This is a genomic window from Pseudoalteromonas sp. P1-13-1a (genome assembly GCF_001401875.1).
GTDB lineage: Bacteria > Pseudomonadota > Gammaproteobacteria > Enterobacterales > Alteromonadaceae > Pseudoalteromonas.
Map to the genome: position 1 here is coordinate 324,851 of NZ_LKDV01000001.1, position 22,199 is coordinate 347,049.

Genomic DNA, 22,199 nt, shown 5'->3' on the forward strand with positions numbered 1-22,199 from the left:
AGCTGTAGTTTAATCACAAATAATCATCTAGGGAATATCAATGAAAACGTTCAATATAGTCTCTCACAGTATTAAAGCTGCACTTTGTCTCTCAACTGCAGGTTTAGCATTTTCATCACTCGCTGCAGAAGATGATGAAAAGAAATTAGAAAGAATAGAAGTAACTGGTTCAAAAATCAGCCGTGTAGGTGCAATAGCCCCCGCCCCAGTTACCGTTATCTCTGGCGAAGATCTTATAAACACCGGCGCCGTTAATATTGGTGAAGCCTTAAATAAATTACCCGCATTGGGGAATACCTACTCACTAGCAAACTCTGGTAGATTCATTGGTACTGCTGGTTTAAATATTCTTGATTTACGTAACATGGGCACAGACCGTACCTTAGTACTTGTCAATGGTAAGCGCCATGTATCTAGTTCAGCAGGCTCGCAATCAGTAGATACGAATACCATACCTAGTGTTTGGGTTGAGCGTGTAGAAATAGTTACCGGTGGCGCATCGGCCGTATATGGTGCAGATGCAGTAACCGGGGTTGTTAACTTTATTTTAAAAGATAATATTGAAGGTTTGAATGTAAGTGTAACGAAAGGCGTTTCTGATCTTAGTGACTATAACAATGAAAAAGCGACTTTTTCATACGGTAAAAACTTTGATAATGGTCGCGGTAACGCAGCATTTGCAGTTGAGTACTCTGGCCAAGATTCATTAAATGCGCTTGATCACCCTTGGACAGACGGTTCTTACTCTAATTTACGTAACCCTGCTCAAACTGAAGCTAATAAAGATGACCCAAACTTTCCTGATAAAATTTACACACCGAATGCAGGCTACTACGCAATTAACAATGCAGGTGTATTTAGCTTAGGTAATGGCTATGTAAATACGTTTAACCCTGATGGCTCTCATCGTGATATTTATATTGGTGATAACGTTGATGGTTTACTATGTGCCGATTGTGACTCGTTTAACCTTGCACAATTTGATGAAATACAACCTGAATTTGAAAGGTACAATATCAATTTCAAAGTAAACTATGACGTAACAGAAGACTTAAATGCTTATTTTGAAGCAAAATATGTTAACAGTGAAGGTGAAAGTATTGGCCAACCAGCGTTCTTCTTTGGCGATCCGAGAAATACAATCAGTATAGATAACCCCTACTTAGATGACAGCGTCAGAACATTAATGGAAGAAGCAAATGATGGTGAAGGCGTTGACTCTATTAATGTGTTAAGAATGATGACAGATTTAGGGCGTCGCATCGAAAATAACATCCGTGAAACCACACGCTTTGTAGCGGGTTTAAAAGGAACCGTTTTAGAAGATTGGGATTTAGATGCATCAGTGGTTCGTGGTAAAACTGAGCTTGAGCGTGTAAATGGCGCTAATATGATCTTAGATAACTATTCTTACGCGCTTGATGCAATTGAAGATGACAATGGCAATATTGTATGTCGTAGTGAAGCGGCACGTGCCGACGGCTGTGTGCCAGTTAATATTATGGGTTTTGGTGCACCTAGCCAAGAAGCCATTGATTATATTAATACAGTATCAACCGGTACTTCTGAAATTACACAAACGGTTGTATCAGCTTCACTAGCAAATGGTGCGCTTTTTGAAGTACCTGCAGGCTACGTCGGGATGGCATTTGGTGTTGAATACCGTAAAGAAGAAAGTGAAACAATAGAACCTGATAACGCTGAGGGGACTTTCTTCAATGCGTTAGGTGAGGATAAGGGCGAATTTGATGTAAATGAAGTTTTTGCTGAAGCCACGATTCCTTTAGTCTCTGACCTTCCTTTTGTTCAAGATTTAGTACTGGATGCAGCTGTACGTTACGCTGATTACAGCACTATTGGTGATGCAACAAGCTGGAAGCTTGGCTTAGATTGGACTGTTAATGACCAATTACGCTTGCGATTAACACAGTCAGAAGCACTAAGAGCGCCTAATATTGGTGAAATTTTTGGCGCACCTAGCCAAACTTTCTATAACGTAGATGATCCTTGTTTAGCCGATAACTTAGATGATTTACAAAATAGCGACACACGCCGTGCTAACTGTGCTGCACTTGGTGTACCCGTTGGCTTTGAATCAGACTACGATTCGCAAACACTTGAAGGCTTACAAAGCGGTAACCGTGACGTTAAAGGTGAAGAGTCAACAAGTACAACAATAGGTATAGTGTACCAGCCTGATTTCATAGAAAATGCAGTATTAACGGTAGATTACTGGAAAATAGAGCTAGAAGATGCGATTTCTACAATTGCATCTCAAGAAATTCTAGATCGCTGTGTTGATAGTACTTCAGGCATTTCAAATCAATATTGTGATTTAATCACACGTGATGCTAACAGTGAAATTACGCTAATTCAAAACTCAGTTTTAAACGTATCAGGCCAAGAAGCTTCTGGTATTGATTTTGAACTGGCTTATGACTTTGATGCCCTTGAAGGTAGCTTTGCAACCCGCTTAATTGGTACTTACTTAATTGAGCGTAAAGAGTTCCCATTTCAAGATGAACCAGAGGAGTTCATTGAATATTCGGGTACAACTGGCGAAGCACAGTGGCAAGCTAACATTAATATAGAGTACAGCTATGAGCGTTTCTACACCTCTTTAAGCACTCGCTATATTGAAGAAGTTAGCTTATATACTGAGCAAGAGCTTGAAGATAACCCTAATCCTAATAGCTTAATGAACTTTGGTACTTATATCATTTCAGATATAACAGTAGGTTATAACTTTGATAATGGCATGGGTGTTAAATTAGGCGTAGATAACGTATTTAACAGAGAGCTTCCATACGGTACACGCGGTACAGGAAGTGGTAGTGCAAGTTACGATAATATTGGCCGTTTTGGCTACGTAAATTTATCATACGACTTTTAATTTTTAACTCTCCCTAGAAAGACCCTTAATTGGGTCTTTTTATTTTTTAGATGAAATTTACTCAATTTATAGTTTTAAGTGGCTAATAACTGCTTCATTATGTTCTTTTTTTAAGAACCTGCACGGTAAATGAGTTACATAAAAAACACATATAAGCGCAAGCATTAACCAACTATTAGGTTAATAAGCTAATCACTAAAGACCACTAAAATATCTACAAAGTTAAATTAAACTCAAAAAACAAACTCAAAAGAAGATTAGATGTAAACCAAGTAAAAAATAAATAAACACACCAAAAACCCGCTCTAACTCATAACAAAACAACACAAAATAATAACAAGCAACTATTTCACCAAACGCAACAAACTTCAACTTTAAACAATTTAATAAAGAGTTAACTTACTGAAAAAGAATAAATTACGACGCTTCTATTCATAGTTTCCACATGCAATAATCGCCAGCCCTATAACAAAAGTTATAGGGCTTTGGCTAAATGCACACTGTATTTAGTTAAAATTTAATGTATCAAATTATTATAAAATCTCCTTTGGGAAACACATGAAACGTCATAATTTACTTTCTACTAGCATTAAATGTGCATTAATTACTGCTGCTGCAACAGCGAGTAATTCTGTGCTTGCACAAGATGAGCAAGCGACAAAAATTGAACGTGTTGAAGTAACGGGTTCGCGTATTTTACGTGAAGGCGCTATTGCACCAGCTCCTGTAACAGTCATAAGTGGCGAGCAATTAATTAATACTGGCGCTGTAAACATTGGTGAAGCGCTAAATAACTTACCAGCACTTGGCAATACGTATTCAATGGCTAACTCAGGCCGCTTTATTGGTACTGCTGGTTTAAATATTCTTGATTTACGCAACATGGGTACCGACCGTACCTTAGTACTTGTAAACGGTAAGCGCCATGTATCTAGTTCAGCCGGCTCTCAAGCTGTTGATACAAACACAATCCCAAGCGTATGGGTTGAGCGCGTAGAAATCATCACTGGTGGTGCATCAGCTGTGTACGGTGCTGATGCGGTGACAGGTGTTGTAAACTTTATATTAAAAGACAACATTGAAGGCATGGACTTTAGTGTTACCCGTGGTTTTGCCGACTTAAATAGCTACAACAACGAAAAAGCCACTTTTTCGTACGGTTCTAACTTTGATAATGCCCGCGGTAATGCTGCATTTGCTATTGAGTACTCAGGTCAGGATTCATTAAACGCACTTGACCACCCTTGGACTAGCACATCTTTTGCGAATTTACGTAACCAAGCTCAAACGGAAGCAAACAAAGATAGTGCTGATTTTCCTGATAAAATATTAACACCTAATGCAGGTTACTACGCGATTAACAACGCGGGCGTTTACGCTCTTGAAGATGGCTATACTAATAGCTTTAATCCTGATAGCAGCGCACGTGACCTATATATTGGCAATAATGTAGATGGCCTTTCATGTGCAAATTGTGACTTTTTCAATTTAGGTCAATTTGAAGAAATACAACCTGAGTTTGAGCGTTACAATGTAAACTTTAAAGTTAACTACGATGTGACCGACGACTTAAACGTCTACTTTGATGCAAAATACGTGAACAGCCAAGGCGAAAGCATCGGCCAACCAGCGTTTTTCTTTTTTGATAGCGACAACAGTATCAAAATTGACAACCCGTACTTAGACCCAGCTATCAAAGCACGTATGCAAGAGGAAGGCGTTGATTCAATCATGGTTAACCGCATGATGAGTGATCTTGGTCGCCGTGTTGAAAACAATACCCGTGAAACAACCCGCTTTGTTACAGGCCTAAAAGGGGCTGTGTTTGAAGATTGGGAATTAGATACTTCACTTGTTTACGGTCAAACAGATCTTGAGCGCGAAAACGGCGCTAACATGATTTTAGCCAACTACTTTAATGCCCTTGATGCCGTTGAAGATACCGATGGCAACATAGTATGTCGCAGCGCTGCAGCACAAGCTGATGGTTGTGTACCGGTAAACATTATGGGTTTTGGCGCGCCATCTCAACAAGCAATTGATTACATAAATACAGTATCAGTAGGCACATCAACTATTAAGCAAACCGTGGTTTCGGGCTCACTTGCTAATGGCGCTATTTTTGAATTACCAGCAGGTTATGTAGGTGTTGCATTTGGTGCTGAATACCGTAAAGAAGAAAGCGAAACAAAAGAGCCAGATAACGCAGAAGGTACGTTCTTTAACGCATTAGGCGAAGATAAAGGCTCGTTTAATGTGCGTGAAGTATTTTTTGAAGCGACTATGCCTATTTTAACTGACTTACCACTTATTCAAGATTTAGTACTTGATACCGCAGTACGTCATGCTGATTACAGTACAATTGGCGAAGCAACTAGCTGGAAACTGGGCCTTGATTGGACTGTAAACGATGAGCTACGTGTACGTGTAACGCAATCTGAAGCCCTTCGTGCGCCAAACATCAGTGAAGTCTTTGGTGCAGCAAGCCAAACTTTCTACAATGTAGATGACCCGTGTCGCGCTGAAAATTTAGGTGACTTATCGAATGCTGCAACTCGCTCTGCAAACTGTGCAGCGTTAGGTGTAGCGAGTGACTTTAACTCAGATTATGACTCTGCATCATTAGATGGTTTAAGCAGTGGTAACCGTGATGTAAAAGGTGAAGAGTCTACAAGTACAACGGTTGGTATTGTTTATCAACCGATGTTTTTAGAAAACGCTGTGCTGACAATTGATTACTGGGAAATTGATCTAAAAGACGCCATTGACACAATTGAGGCGCAAGACATTCTTGATCGCTGTGTAGATAGCACGACAGGCATAGACAACCAATACTGTAATTTAATTACACGTAACGCCAGTGGTGAGATTTCATTAATTCAAAACTCAGTACTTAACGTAGCTGGTCAAAAGGCGTCTGGTGTTGATTTTGAATTAGGCTATGACTTTGATGCCCTTGAAGGGAGCTTTAAAACCCGTTTAGTCGGTACTTACCTTATTGAGCGTAAAGACTACCCGTTCCAAGATGATCCTAGTTCTTACATTGAGTACGCGGGTACAACTGGCGAAGCTAAATGGCAAACTAACCTATCAGTTAGCTATGCCATGGATAACTTTTACTCAACCGTTGAAACTCGCTTTATCAGCGAAGTTGATTTATACACAAATGTTGAGCTCGCCAGCAACCCTAACCCAAGTAACCAAATGTCTTACGGTAAATACTTTATTACCGATATGACAGTGGGTTACAGCTTCGATAATGGTTTAGGCGTAAAAGTAGGTGTTGATAACCTATTCAATCGTAAGCTTCCGTACGGCACTCGTGGTACAGGTGCTGGCTCTGCAAGTTACGATAACATTGGCCGCTTTGGCTACATTAACTTAAGCTACAGCTTGTAATTAGAAACAACGTTTATTAAATATGTTAAAGGCTCGCACTGCGAGCCTTTTTATACCAATGGGCTTAATTAAGTGTGCTTTTTGCAAATGGGCGTTGCTACTCTTTATTTAATATTACTTAACCATACACTTTGATACGGCTCAAGCTCTATGGTGAGTTGATCTTCGCTTATTGTTTCATCAGCCACTAAATCAAACCATTGCTGGGTGTTAATTAAATTTAAATCTGCAAGGGTAAGTACTTGTGGTTTATCACTTATGTTATAAACGCAAAATATACTTTGGCGCCTATCTATACTTTGCCGCCAAAAACCAAATAACCCCCCCGCTAGATGCAGCGTAAATTGCGTGGCATTTGGATGAAATGCACTTTGTTTTTTACGAATACCTAATAAGTGCTTAATACCATTAAACACTTTATGATGATGGCTATATTTATCACCTAAAGCCGATAATAACTTTGACTCTTGCCAACGGTGTCGGTTAATTGCACGGTTATGCTGGGAATTTTCAAAGCGTTCGTAATCGTTTGTAGTGCCAAGCAAACTATGAATATAAAGCCCAGGTATCCCTTCAAGGGCAAACATAATGGCGTGTGCACACATAAACCGCTCAAGGCCAAACTTATCTTGCCCATTGTGCGTACCTTGTAATGCATCAAAAAGTGCAATGTTTAGTTCATACGGTGTGTGTGTACCATCGTTGCTGGTGCGCATTGATACACGCCCACCAAATTGCATTGACGTACTCACCAATGATGCCACTTCGCTAGGCTGTAACAAGCCTTCTATTGGTCTAAGCCCTATGCCATCGTGCGAGGCAATAAAATTAAAATAGGTGGTGCCATTTTGTGCAGGCGGCATACTCATCATCCAATGCTTAATGGCTGTGCTATCGCCACTGAGTAAGGTATGCAGTAATAAAGGCGGTAAGGCAAAATTATAAATGCTATGGGCTTCGTTAGCATTACCAAAATATGAAAGGTTTTCTTGGTTTGGTATGTTTGTTTCGGTAATTATGACAACACTTGGCTCAGTATGCTCTATAAGCGTGCGTATGAGCCTAACGGCTTCGTGGGTCTGGGGTAAATTAATACAGTTTGTATTGAGCTGTTTCCATAAAAACGCAACCGCATCTAGCCTAAACAAACGTACGCCATTATCTAAATAGTGGCGAATAATGCGTATAAACTCTTTTAAAACTTCAGGGTTACCAAAATCAAAATCAACTTGGTCATGACTAAATGTACACCATACATGTTTTTCGCCGCTTGGTGTAGTTACCGTATTTAATAGCGGTGACGTACGTGGGCGAACTACGTTACTTAAATCATCGGTTAAACTTGCTGTTTTAAAGTAATCTTTACCTGGGTCTACATCGTTTAAAAAGTTTTCAAACCATACACTTCGGCTAGAGCAGTGGTTAATTACTAAATCTGCCATTAGTTTTACATCTTTGGCAATATTTCTTATGTCTTGCCAATCCCCTAACGACTCATTGACTTGTACGTAGTTCATTACCGCAAACCCCTCATCAGAGCTATACGGGTAAAACGGCAATATATGCAAAGCGTTGAGCTGCATATCGCACTGCTCTTTTATAAATCGGTGCAAGGTTTTTAGGGGGGCTTCAAGTGGTTTTGCAACGGCTTGTTCTGCCTCATCATGCTTAATAATAGAATCGCCATAGGCTATTAAAACGATATCTTGCTCATCCCACCGGTTAGTATGGGGCGTAGGGTCGCGCAGCGGGCTGTCGCCTAAAATTATAGTAATAAGCTGCTCAGCCAGCTCTGTAATACTCAATGGCAGCTCAACATCTTTATAAATGATGTGCAGATGTTGCTCTACCCGCTGTAAAAATAATTCACTTACTGTATTCACACGCGCCCCTTATTATTGTTTTATTTATTCACTAAATTCTTTATTATCCAGATCTACCGCTTCTTTTAAGCGCTCAAACACATCAGGCATGGCCGATACAACTCGGTTCCAACTTGGCACAAATGGCGCTTCCATCGGGTTATCTAAAAAGTGCTGGCCTGCTTCCATAACATTTTTGGCGAACATTTCTACGGCTTTTTCTTCTTGGTGCACATCTAGGTTTAACCCGTTCATTATTGCATCGTTGTGGTAGGTTTCTATAAAGTCTAAACCAATACGATAATACGTTGCTTTTAAAGACCGAATAGTTTCACTGGTAAATGTAACCCCTTGAGTAGCTAACTTTCTAAACAACGCCTTTGTTATGTCTATCGACATTTTTGATAATCCAGCATTTTGATCATTAAGAGAAAGCTCCTGATGCTTATGGTCGTAGTTATCTGCAATATCCACTTGGCATAAGCGATTATGCGAATAATTGCGATACATTTCACTTAACACGCCAATTTCTAGGCCCCAATCACTCGGGATACGAATATCGTTTAGCACATCACGTCTAAACGAAAACTCCCCCGCTAATGGGTATCTAAAGGTATCCATGTACTCAAGGTAGTCGGTATTGCCTAAAATAGTTTTGAATGAGCGTAATAACGGCGTTACCAATAAGCGCGACACACGGCCATTAATTTTGCCGTTTGCAGTACGCGGGTAAAAGCCTTTACAAAATTCGTAATTAAAACGAGGATGTGCAACAGGGTATATTAAACGTGCTAACAGCCCTCTATCGTAAGTTAAAATATCGCAATCGTGCAGTGCTATCGACTCCACCTCTGAGGTAGCTAATTTATAACCCATGCAATACCACACGTTTCTACCTTTTCCAAGCTCACGCGGTGCAACGCCTAGCGCCTGTAATTCTTTATCGAGCGCTTGTAAGCGTGGGCCATCATTCCATAAGACTTTGTGATTTTGATTCAGCTCTTTAAAAAAGCCCAAAGCATGGCGATACTGTGACTCATCTGCCCTGTCTAAACCTATGGTAATTTGTGATAAATAGGGTACATCTCTAAGTTCTTTTACAATATTCTGTAACGCTGGGCCTTCAAGCTCGCTAAATAACGAAGGGAGTATTAACCCCATAGGCCGTTGCTTGCTAAAACCAATTAGCTCTTCTTCTAGCGCTTCTACCGGTCTATCGGCAATGTTATGTAAAGTTGTAATAATGCCATTTTGATAAAAATCAGCCATGTGATTTCTGCTCCTCAATAGTATTTAAAATGCTGCTAATACAAGGCAATGTGGTTATTTCTTCAATCCAACCCTGTGGAGCGGGAGATTGTGAATAACGCGCCTTGTTGTGAGATAACTTAACCGGCTTTTTACTGCTTGGGTTATGGATAATAATCGCGATATCAGCTTGCTCTAGCATCTGCTTATCGTTGTCACTATCACCGAGTGCAATTACCGTGAGAGGCTTTCTAAAATGTTGTGAAATTTGTTTAACTAACCACTGCTGTGCAGCGCTTTTATCGGTGTTTTTAGCAATATGTATAAAGCGCCCGCCTATTTTTATTTCGTAGCCAAGTGCTTTAACATCGTTTACAAACGAATTTAGTAATTCATCGCTTCCATGCCAATAAAGTGGGTCTGAAAACTCGCGTGTTTGAGCGCGCCTTGCCTGCGCTTCATTAAGCCCTGTGAGGGATGATATTTGCTCGCTCGATAAGTCACTAAATAATTTATAGTTTGCTTTGTATTCACTACTTAACGAGTTTAAATCGCTTAATAAGTCAGACAGCGGTGTTGCAAATGCATAACACCAATACGCCCCTACTTGCTTGCAGCCAATGGGTTTAAGCTCAAAATAATCTACGGGTAAATAAGCCGCCGCGCCATTTTCAACAATAAAAGGCTGTTGAATATTAAGCTCGTTTTTAAGTTCAACCACTTCGCAAAAAGTTTTACTAGTATTAAACACCACAGGAATGTGGGCGGCTTGCAAATCTTGCAGCAAGCCACTGATATTTTTAGTGTTGTAATCGCCATGATCGAGCAGTGTGCCATCTAAATCGGTAAATATAATAGGTTGCAGAGTATCATCGCTGGTCAAATGCATAGCACTAATATCGCGATTACTATCAAGCTCGATAAGGGCGTTTGCTTTAGCGCTTAAGGTGTTTAAATTTTCGCGAGTGATACGCTCAAAGTGTGAAATAAAGTGCAGCAGTTGATCATCACTCATGGTGCCATCGCCCTCGCCTTTAGCGGCAATAAGCTTTTGCTCTTGTTCTTGGCGCCACTTAAATACATCTTCAAAGCTCGGCGCTTTGAGCATCACTGTGTAATCTATTTTACTAAACACACTTTTGTATTCATTTGCTAGGCAACTGTTTACACAGCGTCGCCACACACCTTCTTTATCGTGCTGTGTTTCAAGCTCGTTTATAGGCTCACTTAAAGAAAATAACGGTTGTGGCTCACTGCCAACACACCAACCTTCTAAAATAATAATATCGATGGGCTTATCATTACATTGCCATGTTTGCTCGGGACTGCAGTCATCACAATGCTTATCAAATTTAGGCAAAGGTACGCCAACCTCTTTTGCAAGTAACCGGCTTATGGTGGTATTCATTAATCCTACATCGTGGGTGCCAGGCACACCTCGGGTGGCAAATAATGGGTGTACGTCTCTAGCGAGACCTTGGCGGTGAGATTTGGATAAGTAAAAATCGTCAATAGAAAGCGCGACACTGGTAAAGGGGGTATTGTTACTAAACCAAGTAACTAAAAAATCCGCAAGGGTGGTTTTTCCTGAGCCTTGGCAGCCATTTATTGCGACAAATATAGGGGTATTATTTTTTTTGGATTCTAGAATATCGTGTGCAAGCGGGATAAAAAATTGCTCGCTAAGGTACTGATACTTTAAAGGCAATTGGTGCTTTGCTAAAAATGGGGTTATATCCACAATACTGGCCTCTGACATAGTCACTCCTTATAGTATGAAGTAACAAATGCAGGTACTAGACCACTATTATTTTTATAATATTTTTAATAACTTACAATAATAGCGCAATTAATATGCGCTATTTTGGTGCGTAAATTTTACATACAGTGCAAAATTAATCAGTTTCTGGCTCGGCTTTTGGCAATACTAGATTAAGTACAATACCTAAAATGGCGCACAAGCTAACCCCTTCTAAGCTAAATTGGCTACCACCAATGTGCATCCCGCCAATCCCGCATACTAATATAAGTGCCACAATACTTAAATTACGGGGTGCAGTTAAATCATCACCCGATTTAACCAATGTATTTAAGCCCACTACCGCAATTGAGCCAAACAACAAAATCATGATGCCGCCCATTACAGGTACAGGAATAGTTTGTAAACCTGCGCCCATTTTTGCTACAAATGCCAGCACAATCGCAATAATGGCAGTCCACATCATCACTTTAGGATTAAAGTTTTTGGTCAGCATAACTGCGCCTGTCACTTCTGAGTAGGTTGTATTAGGCGGCCCGCCAAACATTGACGCTGCTGCAGTGGCTAAACCATCACCAAATAAAGTGCGATGTAAGCCTGGTTTTTTTAAAAAATCTTTATTGGTTACTTGGCTAATAGCCATCATATCGCCAATGTGCTCAATAGCAGGGGCAATAGCTACAGGTACCATAAATAATATGGCTTGCCATTTAAATTCTGGCCATGTGAAGTTTGGTACAGCCAACCAGCTCGCTTCATTTACGCTGCTAAATTCCACCACACCCATTACAAGCGACAAAGCATAGCCCGATATAACACCTGCTAATATAGGTATAAGCTTATATACACCTTTGCCCCACACAGCAAAAATAAGTGTTACAACAAGAGAAAACAGCGAAATAATAATGGCTTTATCGTAAGCGATGAGTTCAATACTGCCATCGCCACTTTTACCCATTGCCATATTTACCGCAACCGGCGCAAGTGCTAAACCAATCACCATAATAACGGGGCCAACCACCACTGGTGGCAAAATTTTATGAAGTGTTGCCACCCCTTTAAATTTAACCAACAATGCCAACAACATATAAGCGCCACCTGCAGCCATTAAGCCCCCCATGGTGGCTGGTACGCCCCACATTTGTACTGAGGCAATAATAGGCGCAATAAACGCAAACGATGATGCTAAAAATATAGGCACTTTGCCTTTCGTCACTACCTGAAATAGTAAAGTCCCTACACCCGCCGTAAACAAAGCGACACTGGGGTCAAGCCCCGTTAATAAAGGTACTAACACTAACGCACCAAATGCTACAAACAGCATTTGAGCGCCAGTTAAAATAGTTTTTACAGAAAAAGTGGCGTTATTTTGCACTGAATACTCCTAAACCGTACCAAATATTTTGTCGCCTGCATCACCAAGACCTGGGATAATATAACCTTTATCGTTTAAGTGACTATCCACTGAGGCGGTAAATATTTCAATATCTGGATGAGCTTCTAAAGTTTTTTCTACGCCTTCTGGCGCAGCTACAAGTACAATGACTTTAATGTCTTTACAGCCTGCTTTTTTAAGCATATCAATTGTTGCAATCATAGAGCCGCCAGTGGCAAGCATAGGGTCTATAACTAAGCTTAAACGTTCATCAATATTGCCTACTAACTTTTCAAAGTAAGGCACTGGCTCAAGTGTTTCTTCGTTACGCTCAAGGCCCACAACACTTACTTTAGCCGCTGGTAATAACTGCATAACGCCATCCATCATGCCAAGACCAGCGCGTAAAATGGGCACTACCGTAATTTTTTTACCCTTAATGTGCTCTACTTTTAATTTATTGCCGTCCCAGCCAGTAATTTCGTTATCTTCTAGCGGTAGGTTTTTCGTTGCTTCGTAAGTTAATAACGTACCTACCTCAGAGCATAATTCACGAAAGCTTTTAGTACTTATACCGTGAGCGCGCATTAAGCCTAATTTGTGTTGAACTAGAGGGTGTGAAATTACGTGAATTGACATGATAAAAACCTACTGATACAAGAATTAGCGGTATTTTATATTAAAAAAGGTCATTTGACCTGCAATTTTAAATAAGTTTTCATAGATCGTGCCAAAATGTATTGATTTGCTTGATATTTATGCAAGTCATCAACCCACCGTGTTTATAAGTTGTTATTTGCTAACGTTGTGTTTACTTGCGCCATCATATAACTATTTATTTTAAAATGCGTTGGGCTCCACCCTGCTAAAAAGCGATAGAAATCAGCCCATGTTATTGACCATAACTCTTGCCATTGAGCTATTACATCGTCAGCTATTATGGTTGGCTGATAAACTTTAAGTGCATTTTTAAACTGCGAAAAATAATAAGCTAAATGCGTATCAGCATACTTATGTAACTGCTCTTCGTTAAAGCAACTCGTCATAAAGTACATTACATCTGTAACACCAACGCCTGCGCCTACATATTGAAAGTCATAAGCGAGTATTTCGCTTTGCTCACTTGCAGCAAAATTGGCAAGTTTAGCATCGCCATGTATAAGGGTTTTAAAGTGAGATGCTTGCAGCGTTTTATCTATTTTAAATGCCGCATTTTTAATATCGGACTTTTCATCTAACGTTTCATCAAGCTTTTTATACTCATCAGGGCGTGTGCTTAAATGCCAATAATTCCCTTGTTGCCATAAACCTGTTGCAGGCTTATTTAAATTAAACGCATGAAAGTGTGCTAACCAAGTGAGTATTGCCTTTATGTGAAGAGAGGTTGCTTGAGCAAAACCATGTTTGGTAAAGTTTTTAAATACCAGCGCATAATCATCGCCGCTATTAATTGCACTTACACATTCAATACTTTTTGCTTTATTAGGTAAAAACGGGCTGTAACGCTTATAAAAGTTGTATTCAACGCAATAAGATTGCTGCTTTCTTTTTAATGCAAATTCGCTTTGCTTAATTTTAGGATGGTTTATGTGGCTTGGTATTTTAATCGCTTTGATAACACATGGCTCGGCATCAAGCGTGCACTCAACAATACTGCCACACCCGCTCCAAAGCGATGTTAGCGTATCGCCGATTTCAATGTGTTTAAAATGAGGCTGTAAAAGAGGAAGATAAAATGCCATGGTAATATTAAGTAATTAAATTTTTTGTAGTTTAACATTAGTGGGCGTTTTTAATAAAACGATTGCATCTATGAGCCTCCTTTCTTTTTTAGCGTGACACCCACCTTAATTTCTAAATTACAAAAAGTTAAAGTTCACTAATGAATTTATGTTTTTAACTGTCCAAAAATAATTTGAGTTTTAAAATAGAGATATTACTAAATAAGGCTCAAATGCCAGCCCCAAAAATTTCTACATTATGTAGTTGGAGTGCTCAAAAAGTGATTAGGCTCTAAGCGAATAACTTTGCGCAGTTACTGATATTCGCTCGCCGCTTTCGGTTTAAGTTTTCGCAATACCCTTCTTGTGAGGCTGGCCTGCCCACTGCACCATGAAATACGCGCGTAAATTGTGTGGTGAGTTTTAACCAGTTTTCTGATGATATTTTAAGCCTTTCTAGCAAAGGAAGGGTCATATTATCTATATGCCCGTGCTTACCCTCTCGCATTACTCGCCCTGTTAGCTCAACGAGTTCAAGGTACGATTTGAGCTCAAACGGCAGCCCTTTAGGCATTACTTGACGTGGCATGCCAGCAAAGCGAAGTAGTTGTTTTGGCTGCTTGCCTTCTTTTGCGCATATTAAGCGTACTTGAGCGCTGGTATGGTCTGACTTTTCTGGCGTGTTAGCCATCTTGGCTCTAATGGGGTTTAAATCTACATAGGCCATACACGCTGCAAGTGCTGCTTCATCAAGAAGTGCTTGAGATTTGAATCTACCTTCCCAGAAACGCCCTGTGCAGTTATCTTCTTTATTTGCTCTACGCGCTATATTTTCATTTAATAGGCGCATAAACCAGCTAATACTTGCTAAACGTTCTCGGTATTGTTTTACCGTTTGATTGAAAAAGATGAGTTCAACTTTACTTAGCTTCTCGCCTTGTATGTATTTTTGCGTAAGTACAGTGCCTTTACAGAGCTTATGCCAGCGAATAACAATCGCTTTATCATTCAGCCTATTTGCTTTTTTATCATCAACATACAACACTAAGTGCGTGTGGTTACTCATAACGGCATAAGCACACACATCAATACAAAATATCTTGGCTAATTCACCCAGCTTATCTTCAACCCAGCCTCGTCGATGCTCGTAAGATTGACCAGTGAAATGGTCTTCACCACATAAAAATGCACGACGAACACACCGTGAAATACAGTGATAGTATTTTGTATCAACCAAACTTACTTGACGCTTTCTTGCGATTGCCATAAGACACCCTGCTTGTTTTTTGCACTAAATAAAAGCTAGCCTCTAATTGCGTTAAGTGCAAAATTTAAGATGAGTGTCTTGTTTATTTCTTCGTTAGCTAATTTAGCAATTAAAGAGCAAAAACCAACTGTTTATTGTCCTTTTGAACAACTTACTAGCAATTTTCACATCGTTCTTTGAAATTCTCTTGGCTCTTCGCCAAAAGATAGCATTTTCACTGCAATAACCTTATTATCTTTGTATATTGCATGCAACCTAGCTTCAGAGAAGGCCTTAAAAATAATGGTCTCTTTATCAAGAAGCTCGATTTCATAGCCTGGTTCATCCAAATATTGATAATAAAGTTTATCATTTTTTAGAACAATTTTGCGCTCACCGTATGTGCCTATAATTTTATTAATATCACTCTGGTTTGGCTGGTATTGGTTAGATTTTGCTTTAACCAAAGGATAGACCCATTCGTGCAAGTGTAAGTTACTACTCTTACTATTGATTAGGGTATTTAGCACCTCAGCATAAGCCACGTTAAGTGCATTATCGCTGCTCGTTTCTATATGTGGTTTTACACCTTTTCTTTCCCAATTATCTTTAGTTCGTGGGTCAACAGGTCGTGTAGATGGTAAAGTAAGTATATAATCGTTATTTACTATTTCTGCACTTCTACCATGAGCAGCGCCAGCAGTTACCTCTCCAACAATGGTTGCTCTAGTTAAATTTTTCATAGCATAACTGAAACTTTCTGCTGCCGATGCAGAATTACTGCTGGTCAGAATATACAGGGGAGTATCTTTGAACCTAGGGCCAGGCACATATGGTGACGTCCAATCTTGCGTTTGCGTTAACACACCGTTTGCACGTTGTTCAAAGGTTGATAAGAGGACGGTATCTAAGTCAAAGAAGTAACTTGCTAAAGAAGTCACCATAAATGGGCTACCACCAAAATTTTTTCTCAAATCAATAATGATGCCATCCGAATGCTGTAAAAATTTCATCGCATTTTCAAGCGTTTCACCACCTAAATGACTATCAGAGAAGACTCTTATGTCAAGGTAGCCAATATTTCCATCAAGCATTTCAACTTTTTTAAAACCATAGTTATCTGACGGAGTCTCCATGGCTCGACTATCCGAAAACGCTTTAGTTTGTGCTGATGAACGGTATGTTTTCAGCTCATTTACCCATTTGGGGTCATAAACGACAGAGAGGTGTTTATCATTAGCAATTTTTTTTAATTCTAAAGTCATAAAATCAGCTATATCTTCAGCTGATTCTAGGCGGCTGCAATCAGAGAGAAATAGCTTGGAGCGCATTAACTTAGATAGCTTTGTTGCCGTATCTTGAATTACGTAGTTATCTTCAAGTTGCTTAGCAATAATTTGTGACACATCACGACAATCTGCCGCCGCAACTGAATTACATAAAACTAATGAGCCAATAGCGAGAGGTTTTAGTATTTTATTATTCATATTCTTCCTGAAATTTTATTATTGTTTTTTAATAACGTCCAAACACACCAAAAGGGGTTAAAAGATTTTCTACATGTTAAATTAAATTGCTAACGCTTACCTAAGCGGCAATTTATAATGGGCTAAAATATTGAGCGCAGCGACAATAACCCATTATTAATTGTCCGAGCGAGTTTACGAGCCTTAATGCACTTGTTAAGTGCGTTTCTCAAAATCTACTTTCTAAAACGAGCATCATTGGCGGCATTATATGACGAATGATTATACTCTTAGAGCTTTCTAAATCTAGGCAGTATTCAGTTGCGTAACCTTCACCCATAGAATCTGATATTGAAAGACGACTGACAACCTCGTTTGAAGTTAACCCAAGTAACTCTACCGGTTGAGTTTTCTTACCGTTAGCGAAAGTAAGGTAACAGTTTTGGCGTTCTAACTTGCAAACAGATAAACTGAGCGACGGGTAAGAATTAGGGGACAAAGAAATTTCACAGGGTGAAACTTGATAAAGGGTTCCACAACTCAAGTATAAATACACATATTGAGTGGAAATATTAGGCGCAGAGTCCTCCTTCCATGCAGAATCTATTTCTTTGTCCCTGCAATGGCCACACCTTTTGACTCACAACCAACCAAACGCTGAATATCCACAAGCACCTAACACTAAGCTAAGGGGCAAAAACACAGTGCGAGAATAGCGAAGCCGCACTTTGTTTTTTGTCCCAGCAGCCCGCGCAGCGGGATGCGACTTAAGCGTTTTGTTAGAAGCCATTCGCTCATATATCCTCTTCTGTTTTTTTAAGCTTTACCCCATCGACAATTATTGTCCATTCCCCATTTGATAGTGTTGGTGGCTGAGAGACATTAAACGTGGTGGTAAAAAAACTAAGCCCTACAATGAAGTCATCGCCAATAAATTCTTGTAGAGGTCCACTGATAGAGGTCTTTCCACCTCTTTGCAAGCGCTGGTATGAAACTGTTCCATCTTCCAAAATAAGCAGGTACATCTCTTTACTTTTCCACTCGCCGGCATAGACTAATTTGTCATCCGGTAACGGTTTGCTACACCCAGCAAGTAGTAGTAAAAACACTAGAGAGAATAGTTTTTTCATATTTCCTCGTTAGTAAAATGCCTTTTGGCTTCTAACAATTTTATCAAAGGACACTTTCCTCTTTTCATGAGCAATGGGCGTCCCCATAGTTACTTTATAATATTAGTAACAAAACCTGTAACACTTTGCCAGCTTTAAATTTTATGCCCGACTGTTAATTAAATAATGTGTAAAAAAAGGAAAACTTCCTCATTTCATGACTCAGTAGGAAAACACAAAAGTTGTATAAAAATACTGTTAATAAAGATTTAAAATCATATGCTTTGATTACTGCCTATATCCATTTCAATACTGCGGGTATCAATCCACTTCCTATAAAAGGTGCCGACGGGGTTATTAGCCCTTTTTCAAGATTGTAAGTGCCTCTTTTAAACCTCTGCACATACATACTCGCTTACAAACCAATACCGCTATCTATCTCTACTTTAAAAAACACATAAAAAAGCCCCGCTTGGTTTTAAACAAACGAGGCTCCACACTAATTTTTTAACCATGAATAAAAGCGCCGATACTGCGGGCGCTTAGCATCATTGAATGTAACTTTATTGATTAACTACACTTTTAAGTGGGTTAACTGGCTGTGCGTTGTCATCTAGTAAGTTCATATCAAAGTCGAACTCATCTACACGAATCGCTTTTTCACGCTTTTTGTTGTAATCAACTAATTGCGCGTGCTCAGCCGCGGTAATTACGTTTGCCGCTAGTGCATTGTCAAGCGTAATAGCAAAACGTGTACCTGGCTTAATTGTTTTAGCGCGCAGTGCTTTTTTAACTTTAGCCAGCTCACCAAGTGATGCCATTTTAGCTTTGTAAGCTTGCTCATTAATGTAATGACCATCGCCTTCAACTGGTTTAACTAAATGCGTAATTTGCGCTTTAAATGCAGTATCAAGCTGCGCTTGTTTAGCTAATTCGCGAATTAAGTCATCGCTAATTTTTGGCATTTTGGTTGAGTAGTTCATTGTTACAAAACGAATAAACTTACGAGTACCACTTGCAGGGAAGTTATCTAAAAACTTATGCAGTGCTTCTTCAGCGCTTTGCAGTGCAAAACGAGTTGCGTAATGGAAGTAAGGTGCTGCTTGCTCACGCTCGCTGCTCGCTACTTTTTGCTCGTAATACTTGATTGATGCCATTGCCGCATATAAAAAGCTCATTACATCGCCTAAACGTGCTGAAAGCATTTCGGCTTGTTTTAATTTACCACCAAGTACAAGTAACGAGAAGTCTGCATACACTGCCAATTTTGCAGATAGTTTATGTATGGCTTTTTCGTATTCACGTACTTCTGGTAGCGCTGAGTTTGCGCTTGCAGTAAATGGTAAAACGCCTAAACGGAACGCACGTAAGCTGTTTGCAGTGCTGTAACCAATTGTTTTACGTAAAATGCCGTTAAATTCTGCATCAGCGCCTTTATCTTCACTATGGATTGATTCAACCATAGATTGTAAATATGGGTGACAACGCATAACACCTTGACCAAAAATCATCAGGTTACGAGTAAGAATGTTCGCGCCTTCTACTGTAATTGCAATAGGCTGTGCAACATAACCGCTTGCAAGGGTATTTTGCGGGCCATTTTGGATTGCTTTACCTGCTTGAATATCCATTGCAGAATCTAGCACGTCGCGACCAAGCTCTGTCATGTGGTATTTAGCTATTGCTGTAACAACTGATGGTTTTAAGCCCATGCCTAGGCCTTCAGTTGTAAGCACACGCATTGCTTCTTGAAGGTATGTTTTACCTGCAATGTCGGCTAACTTTTCTTGAATACCTTCAAATTGACCAATGGCTAAACCAAACTGCTCACGTACTGCTGCGTATTCAGATGCAGATTTAAATGCCACTTGTGATGTACTTACACCAAGTGCAGGTAGTGAAATACCACGGCCAGCACCTAAACAGCTCACCAGCATTTGCCAACCGCGACCGATGTTTTTCTGGCCGCCAATAATAAAGTCCATTGGCACAAATACTTTGTTGCCGCGTGTAGTACCATTATAAAAACGAATACCCATTGGGTCATGGCGGTTGCCAAGCTCTACACCTGGGTGATCTTTTGGAATAAGCGCACAGGTAATACCTAGATTTTCTTTGCCGCCAAGTAGGCCCTCTGGGTCAACTACTTTAAACGCTAAACCAAGTACTGTAGCAATTGGTGCCAGTGTGATGTAACGCTTGTCCCATGTAATTTCAAGGCCAAGTACTTCTTCGCCGTTGTACATGCCTTTGGTTACAGTACCAATATCTGGAATACCGCCTGCATCAGAGCCCGCCTCTGGGCTAGTTAGCGCAAAACAGGGAATGTCTCTGCCGTTCGCTAAGCGCGGTAAGTAATGTGCTTGTTGCTCTTGCGTACCAAAGTGCAGTAATAATTCACCCGGGCCTAAAGAGTTAGGAACCATAACGGTCACTGCTACTGCAGAGCTTTTTGTTGCAATGGTTGCCACAATAGTTGAGTTTGCATAAGGGCTAAACTCTAAACCACCAAATGATTTAGGAATGATAAGCGAGAAAAAACGCTCTTTTTTCAAAAATTCTAATATGTCATCTGGTAAGTGAATACCGTTTTGAATAACTGAATCATCAATCATGCCTAGTAGCTCTTGTACTGGGCCATCTAAAAATGCTTGCTCGTCTGCAGTTAGGGTAGCAGCCGGCACGTCGCGTAGTGCACTAAAATCTGGCTTACCTTGATAGATAGAGCCCTCTAACCACACATCACCCGCGTCTAGCGCTTCTTGTTCAGTGATTGAAATACTTGGTAATACTTTTTTTAATTTTGTACGTAAACTCATGATTGAACTCATCCGACCAGATAAATAATACCTACATTACGTCATAAAAATCGGTTTAGATCAATTACTCTATTCAATTAATTAACAGTTTTTTCAATTTATTTTCTTTACGGTGACGTAAACTGTTGAAACTAAAAGGCTTACACTTGTGCGCTGAAATACATTTTTTAGCCGCAGTTATGCCTAAAAACACCAAATTTTATTTAGCCATAAAAAAACGCAGCCACTTGGGCTGCGTTTTTAAATTAAACTAGAGAGAGTTAACTGCTTATTTGCACTATGTGTTTGCCTGTAAAGCCACCCGCTATTTGATTGTTTAAAGCAGCACTTACAGACTCTGCAGTAAAATCAACCGCAGTTATTGCTGGTGTTTTAATATCGCCCGAAAGCGCGCCTTCAAGTAACAAATTGCCCATAAAACTTAAACGCTGTTGCGCACATAAACTGTTTGCAAGCCATGCACCACCAATTGAAACCACGCTAATATTAGGTGCTCGGCGGTACATTAAATTTTGATCAAAATGAGGCAATGGGTTTAAACACGCAATACGACCGCAAAAGCGCATTAATTCTATATTTCGCAGCGTTGATGCACCGCCCATTGTATCAATTACAGCATCAAAACCTTGTGGACCAAGCTCACGGCGAATTTTGTCGCACAACTTTTTATCGTTGTAGTCAAAAACAGTATCGGCTCCTAGCTTCTTAACCAATTTGTGATTACGTTTAGATGCAGTAGCAAATACATCAGCGCCACGTTGCTTGGCATATTGAATGGCAAACTGACCTACCGCGCCAGAGCCACCTTCAATTAATACTGTATCACCTTCGGCAATTGCAATTTTATCTAAGCTGATAAGTGCTGCCATACCCGCGCAAGGTAATGTTGCCGCTTGCGCAGGACTGAGCTCATTGGGCACAACCGATACAGCAAAATTAGGTACTTTAGTGTACTCACTCAATACCCCTTGCTCGCCAATATTGGCATGCCACATTACTCGCTCACCCACATTGGGGAACACGCCTTTGTTAGCTTTAACCACCACACCTACAGCATCAAGGCCTAGTATGTGTGGGTATTGCCAGTTACAAAAGCCTGTTTTAGCAAAATGCGCATCCGCAGGGTTAAGGCCCACGTATTCCACCTTTACCAACAATTCGTTGTTGACGCAATCAGGTACATCCACTTCAACATCGTGTAAGCAAATTTGCTCATCGGGTTGAGGAAGTACAATTGCCCGCATTGTTTGCGGAATATCGTATCTATCTGACAGTTCAGTATTGCTCATTCAATTAACTCTA

The 22,199-nt window shown here is 40.0% G+C and carries 13 protein-coding genes; 2 read left to right on the top strand and 11 right to left on the bottom strand.

The window, feature by feature from the left end:
• The first annotated feature begins 40 nt into the window (after window positions 1-40).
• Window positions 41-2,893, top strand: a complete 2,853-nt coding sequence (locus AN391_RS01560; RefSeq protein WP_055013755.1) for a TonB-dependent receptor domain-containing protein — start codon at window positions 41-43, stop codon at window positions 2,891-2,893.
• 558 nt (window positions 2,894-3,451) lie between these two features.
• Window positions 3,452-6,292, top strand: a complete 2,841-nt coding sequence (locus tag AN391_RS01565; protein ID WP_055013756.1) for a TonB-dependent receptor domain-containing protein — start codon at window positions 3,452-3,454, stop codon at window positions 6,290-6,292.
• 104 nt (window positions 6,293-6,396) lie between these two features.
• Here the strand turns inward: AN391_RS01565 and AN391_RS01570 are convergent, their stop codons facing one another.
• The 11 genes from AN391_RS01570 to AN391_RS01620 all read right to left on the bottom strand — a co-directional run bounded on the left by AN391_RS01570 (window position 6,397) and on the right by AN391_RS01620 (window position 22,186).
• Window positions 6,397-8,175: a sugar phosphorylase gene (locus tag AN391_RS01570; RefSeq protein WP_055013757.1), complete on the bottom strand. Its 1,779-nt coding sequence runs from the start codon at window positions 8,173-8,175 to the stop codon at window positions 6,397-6,399.
• 24 nt (window positions 8,176-8,199) lie between these two features.
• The gene (locus AN391_RS01575) at window positions 8,200-9,423 is read right to left on the bottom strand and encodes a hypothetical protein (RefSeq protein ID WP_055013758.1); all 1,224 of its coding nucleotides are present in this window, start codon (window positions 9,421-9,423) and stop codon (window positions 8,200-8,202) included.
• Complete coding sequence (locus AN391_RS01580) at window positions 9,416-11,161, bottom strand: HAD-IIB family hydrolase (protein WP_055013759.1); 1,746 nt, start codon at window positions 11,159-11,161, stop codon at window positions 9,416-9,418. Before AN391_RS01580 ends, AN391_RS01575 begins: the two co-directional genes overlap by 8 nt.
• A 136-nt stretch (window positions 11,162-11,297) precedes the next feature.
• Window positions 11,298-12,536, bottom strand: coding sequence for a uracil-xanthine permease family protein (locus AN391_RS01585; protein WP_055013760.1), 1,239 nt, complete (start codon window positions 12,534-12,536; stop codon window positions 11,298-11,300).
• A gap of 9 nt (window positions 12,537-12,545) precedes the next feature.
• Window positions 12,546-13,175, bottom strand: a complete 630-nt coding sequence (gene upp / locus AN391_RS01590; protein ID WP_055013761.1) for a uracil phosphoribosyltransferase — start codon at window positions 13,173-13,175, stop codon at window positions 12,546-12,548.
• A gap of 143 nt (window positions 13,176-13,318) precedes the next feature.
• On the bottom strand, window positions 13,319-14,278 hold the full coding sequence (locus AN391_RS01595; protein ID WP_055013762.1) for a DUF1679 domain-containing protein: 960 nt from the start codon (window positions 14,276-14,278) through the stop codon (window positions 13,319-13,321).
• A gap of 271 nt (window positions 14,279-14,549) precedes the next feature.
• Window positions 14,550-15,524, bottom strand: coding sequence for a transposase (locus AN391_RS01600; protein WP_055013763.1), 975 nt, complete (start codon window positions 15,522-15,524; stop codon window positions 14,550-14,552).
• Window positions 15,525-15,688: 164 nt separating this feature from the next.
• Entirely contained in the window at window positions 15,689-16,990 is a 1,302-nt protein-coding gene (locus tag AN391_RS01605; RefSeq protein WP_055013764.1) for a S41 family peptidase, read from the bottom strand.
• A gap of 773 nt (window positions 16,991-17,763) precedes the next feature.
• Window positions 17,764-18,099: a hypothetical protein gene (locus AN391_RS01610; protein WP_055013765.1), complete on the bottom strand. Its 336-nt coding sequence runs from the start codon at window positions 18,097-18,099 to the stop codon at window positions 17,764-17,766.
• Between the two features lie 542 nt (window positions 18,100-18,641).
• Window positions 18,642-20,897, bottom strand: coding sequence for an acyl-CoA dehydrogenase (locus AN391_RS01615; RefSeq protein WP_055013766.1), 2,256 nt, complete (start codon window positions 20,895-20,897; stop codon window positions 18,642-18,644).
• A gap of 260 nt (window positions 20,898-21,157) precedes the next feature.
• Window positions 21,158-22,186, bottom strand: a complete 1,029-nt coding sequence (locus tag AN391_RS01620; protein WP_055013767.1) for a zinc-binding dehydrogenase — start codon at window positions 22,184-22,186, stop codon at window positions 21,158-21,160.
• Between the last annotated feature and the right edge of the window lie 13 nt (window positions 22,187-22,199).

Bases quoted from the DNA above. Each gene is read 5' to 3' on its own strand.
- AN391_RS01560 (WP_055013755.1), top strand. From the start codon at position 41: ATGAAAACGTTCAATATAGTCTCTCACAGTATTAAAGCTGCACTTTGT.
- AN391_RS01565 (WP_055013756.1), top strand. From the start codon at position 3,452: ATGAAACGTCATAATTTACTTTCTACTAGCATTAAATGTGCATTAATT.
- AN391_RS01575 (WP_055013758.1), bottom strand. From the start codon at position 9,423: ATGGCTGATTTTTATCAAAATGGCATTATTACAACTTTACATAACATT.
- AN391_RS01580 (WP_055013759.1), bottom strand. From the start codon at position 11,161: ATGTCAGAGGCCAGTATTGTGGATATAACCCCATTTTTAGCAAAGCAC.
- upp (WP_055013761.1), bottom strand. From the start codon at position 13,175: ATGTCAATTCACGTAATTTCACACCCTCTAGTTCAACACAAATTAGGC.
- AN391_RS01595 (WP_055013762.1), bottom strand. From the start codon at position 14,278: ATGGCATTTTATCTTCCTCTTTTACAGCCTCATTTTAAACACATTGAA.
- AN391_RS01600 (WP_055013763.1), bottom strand. From the start codon at position 15,524: ATGGCAATCGCAAGAAAGCGTCAAGTAAGTTTGGTTGATACAAAATAC.
- AN391_RS01605 (WP_055013764.1), bottom strand. From the start codon at position 16,990: ATGAATAATAAAATACTAAAACCTCTCGCTATTGGCTCATTAGTTTTA.
- AN391_RS01610 (WP_055013765.1), bottom strand. From the start codon at position 18,099: ATGAAAAAACTATTCTCTCTAGTGTTTTTACTACTACTTGCTGGGTGT.
- AN391_RS01615 (WP_055013766.1), bottom strand. From the start codon at position 20,897: ATGAGTTTACGTACAAAATTAAAAAAAGTATTACCAAGTATTTCAATC.
- AN391_RS01620 (WP_055013767.1), bottom strand. From the start codon at position 22,186: ATGAGCAATACTGAACTGTCAGATAGATACGATATTCCGCAAACAATG.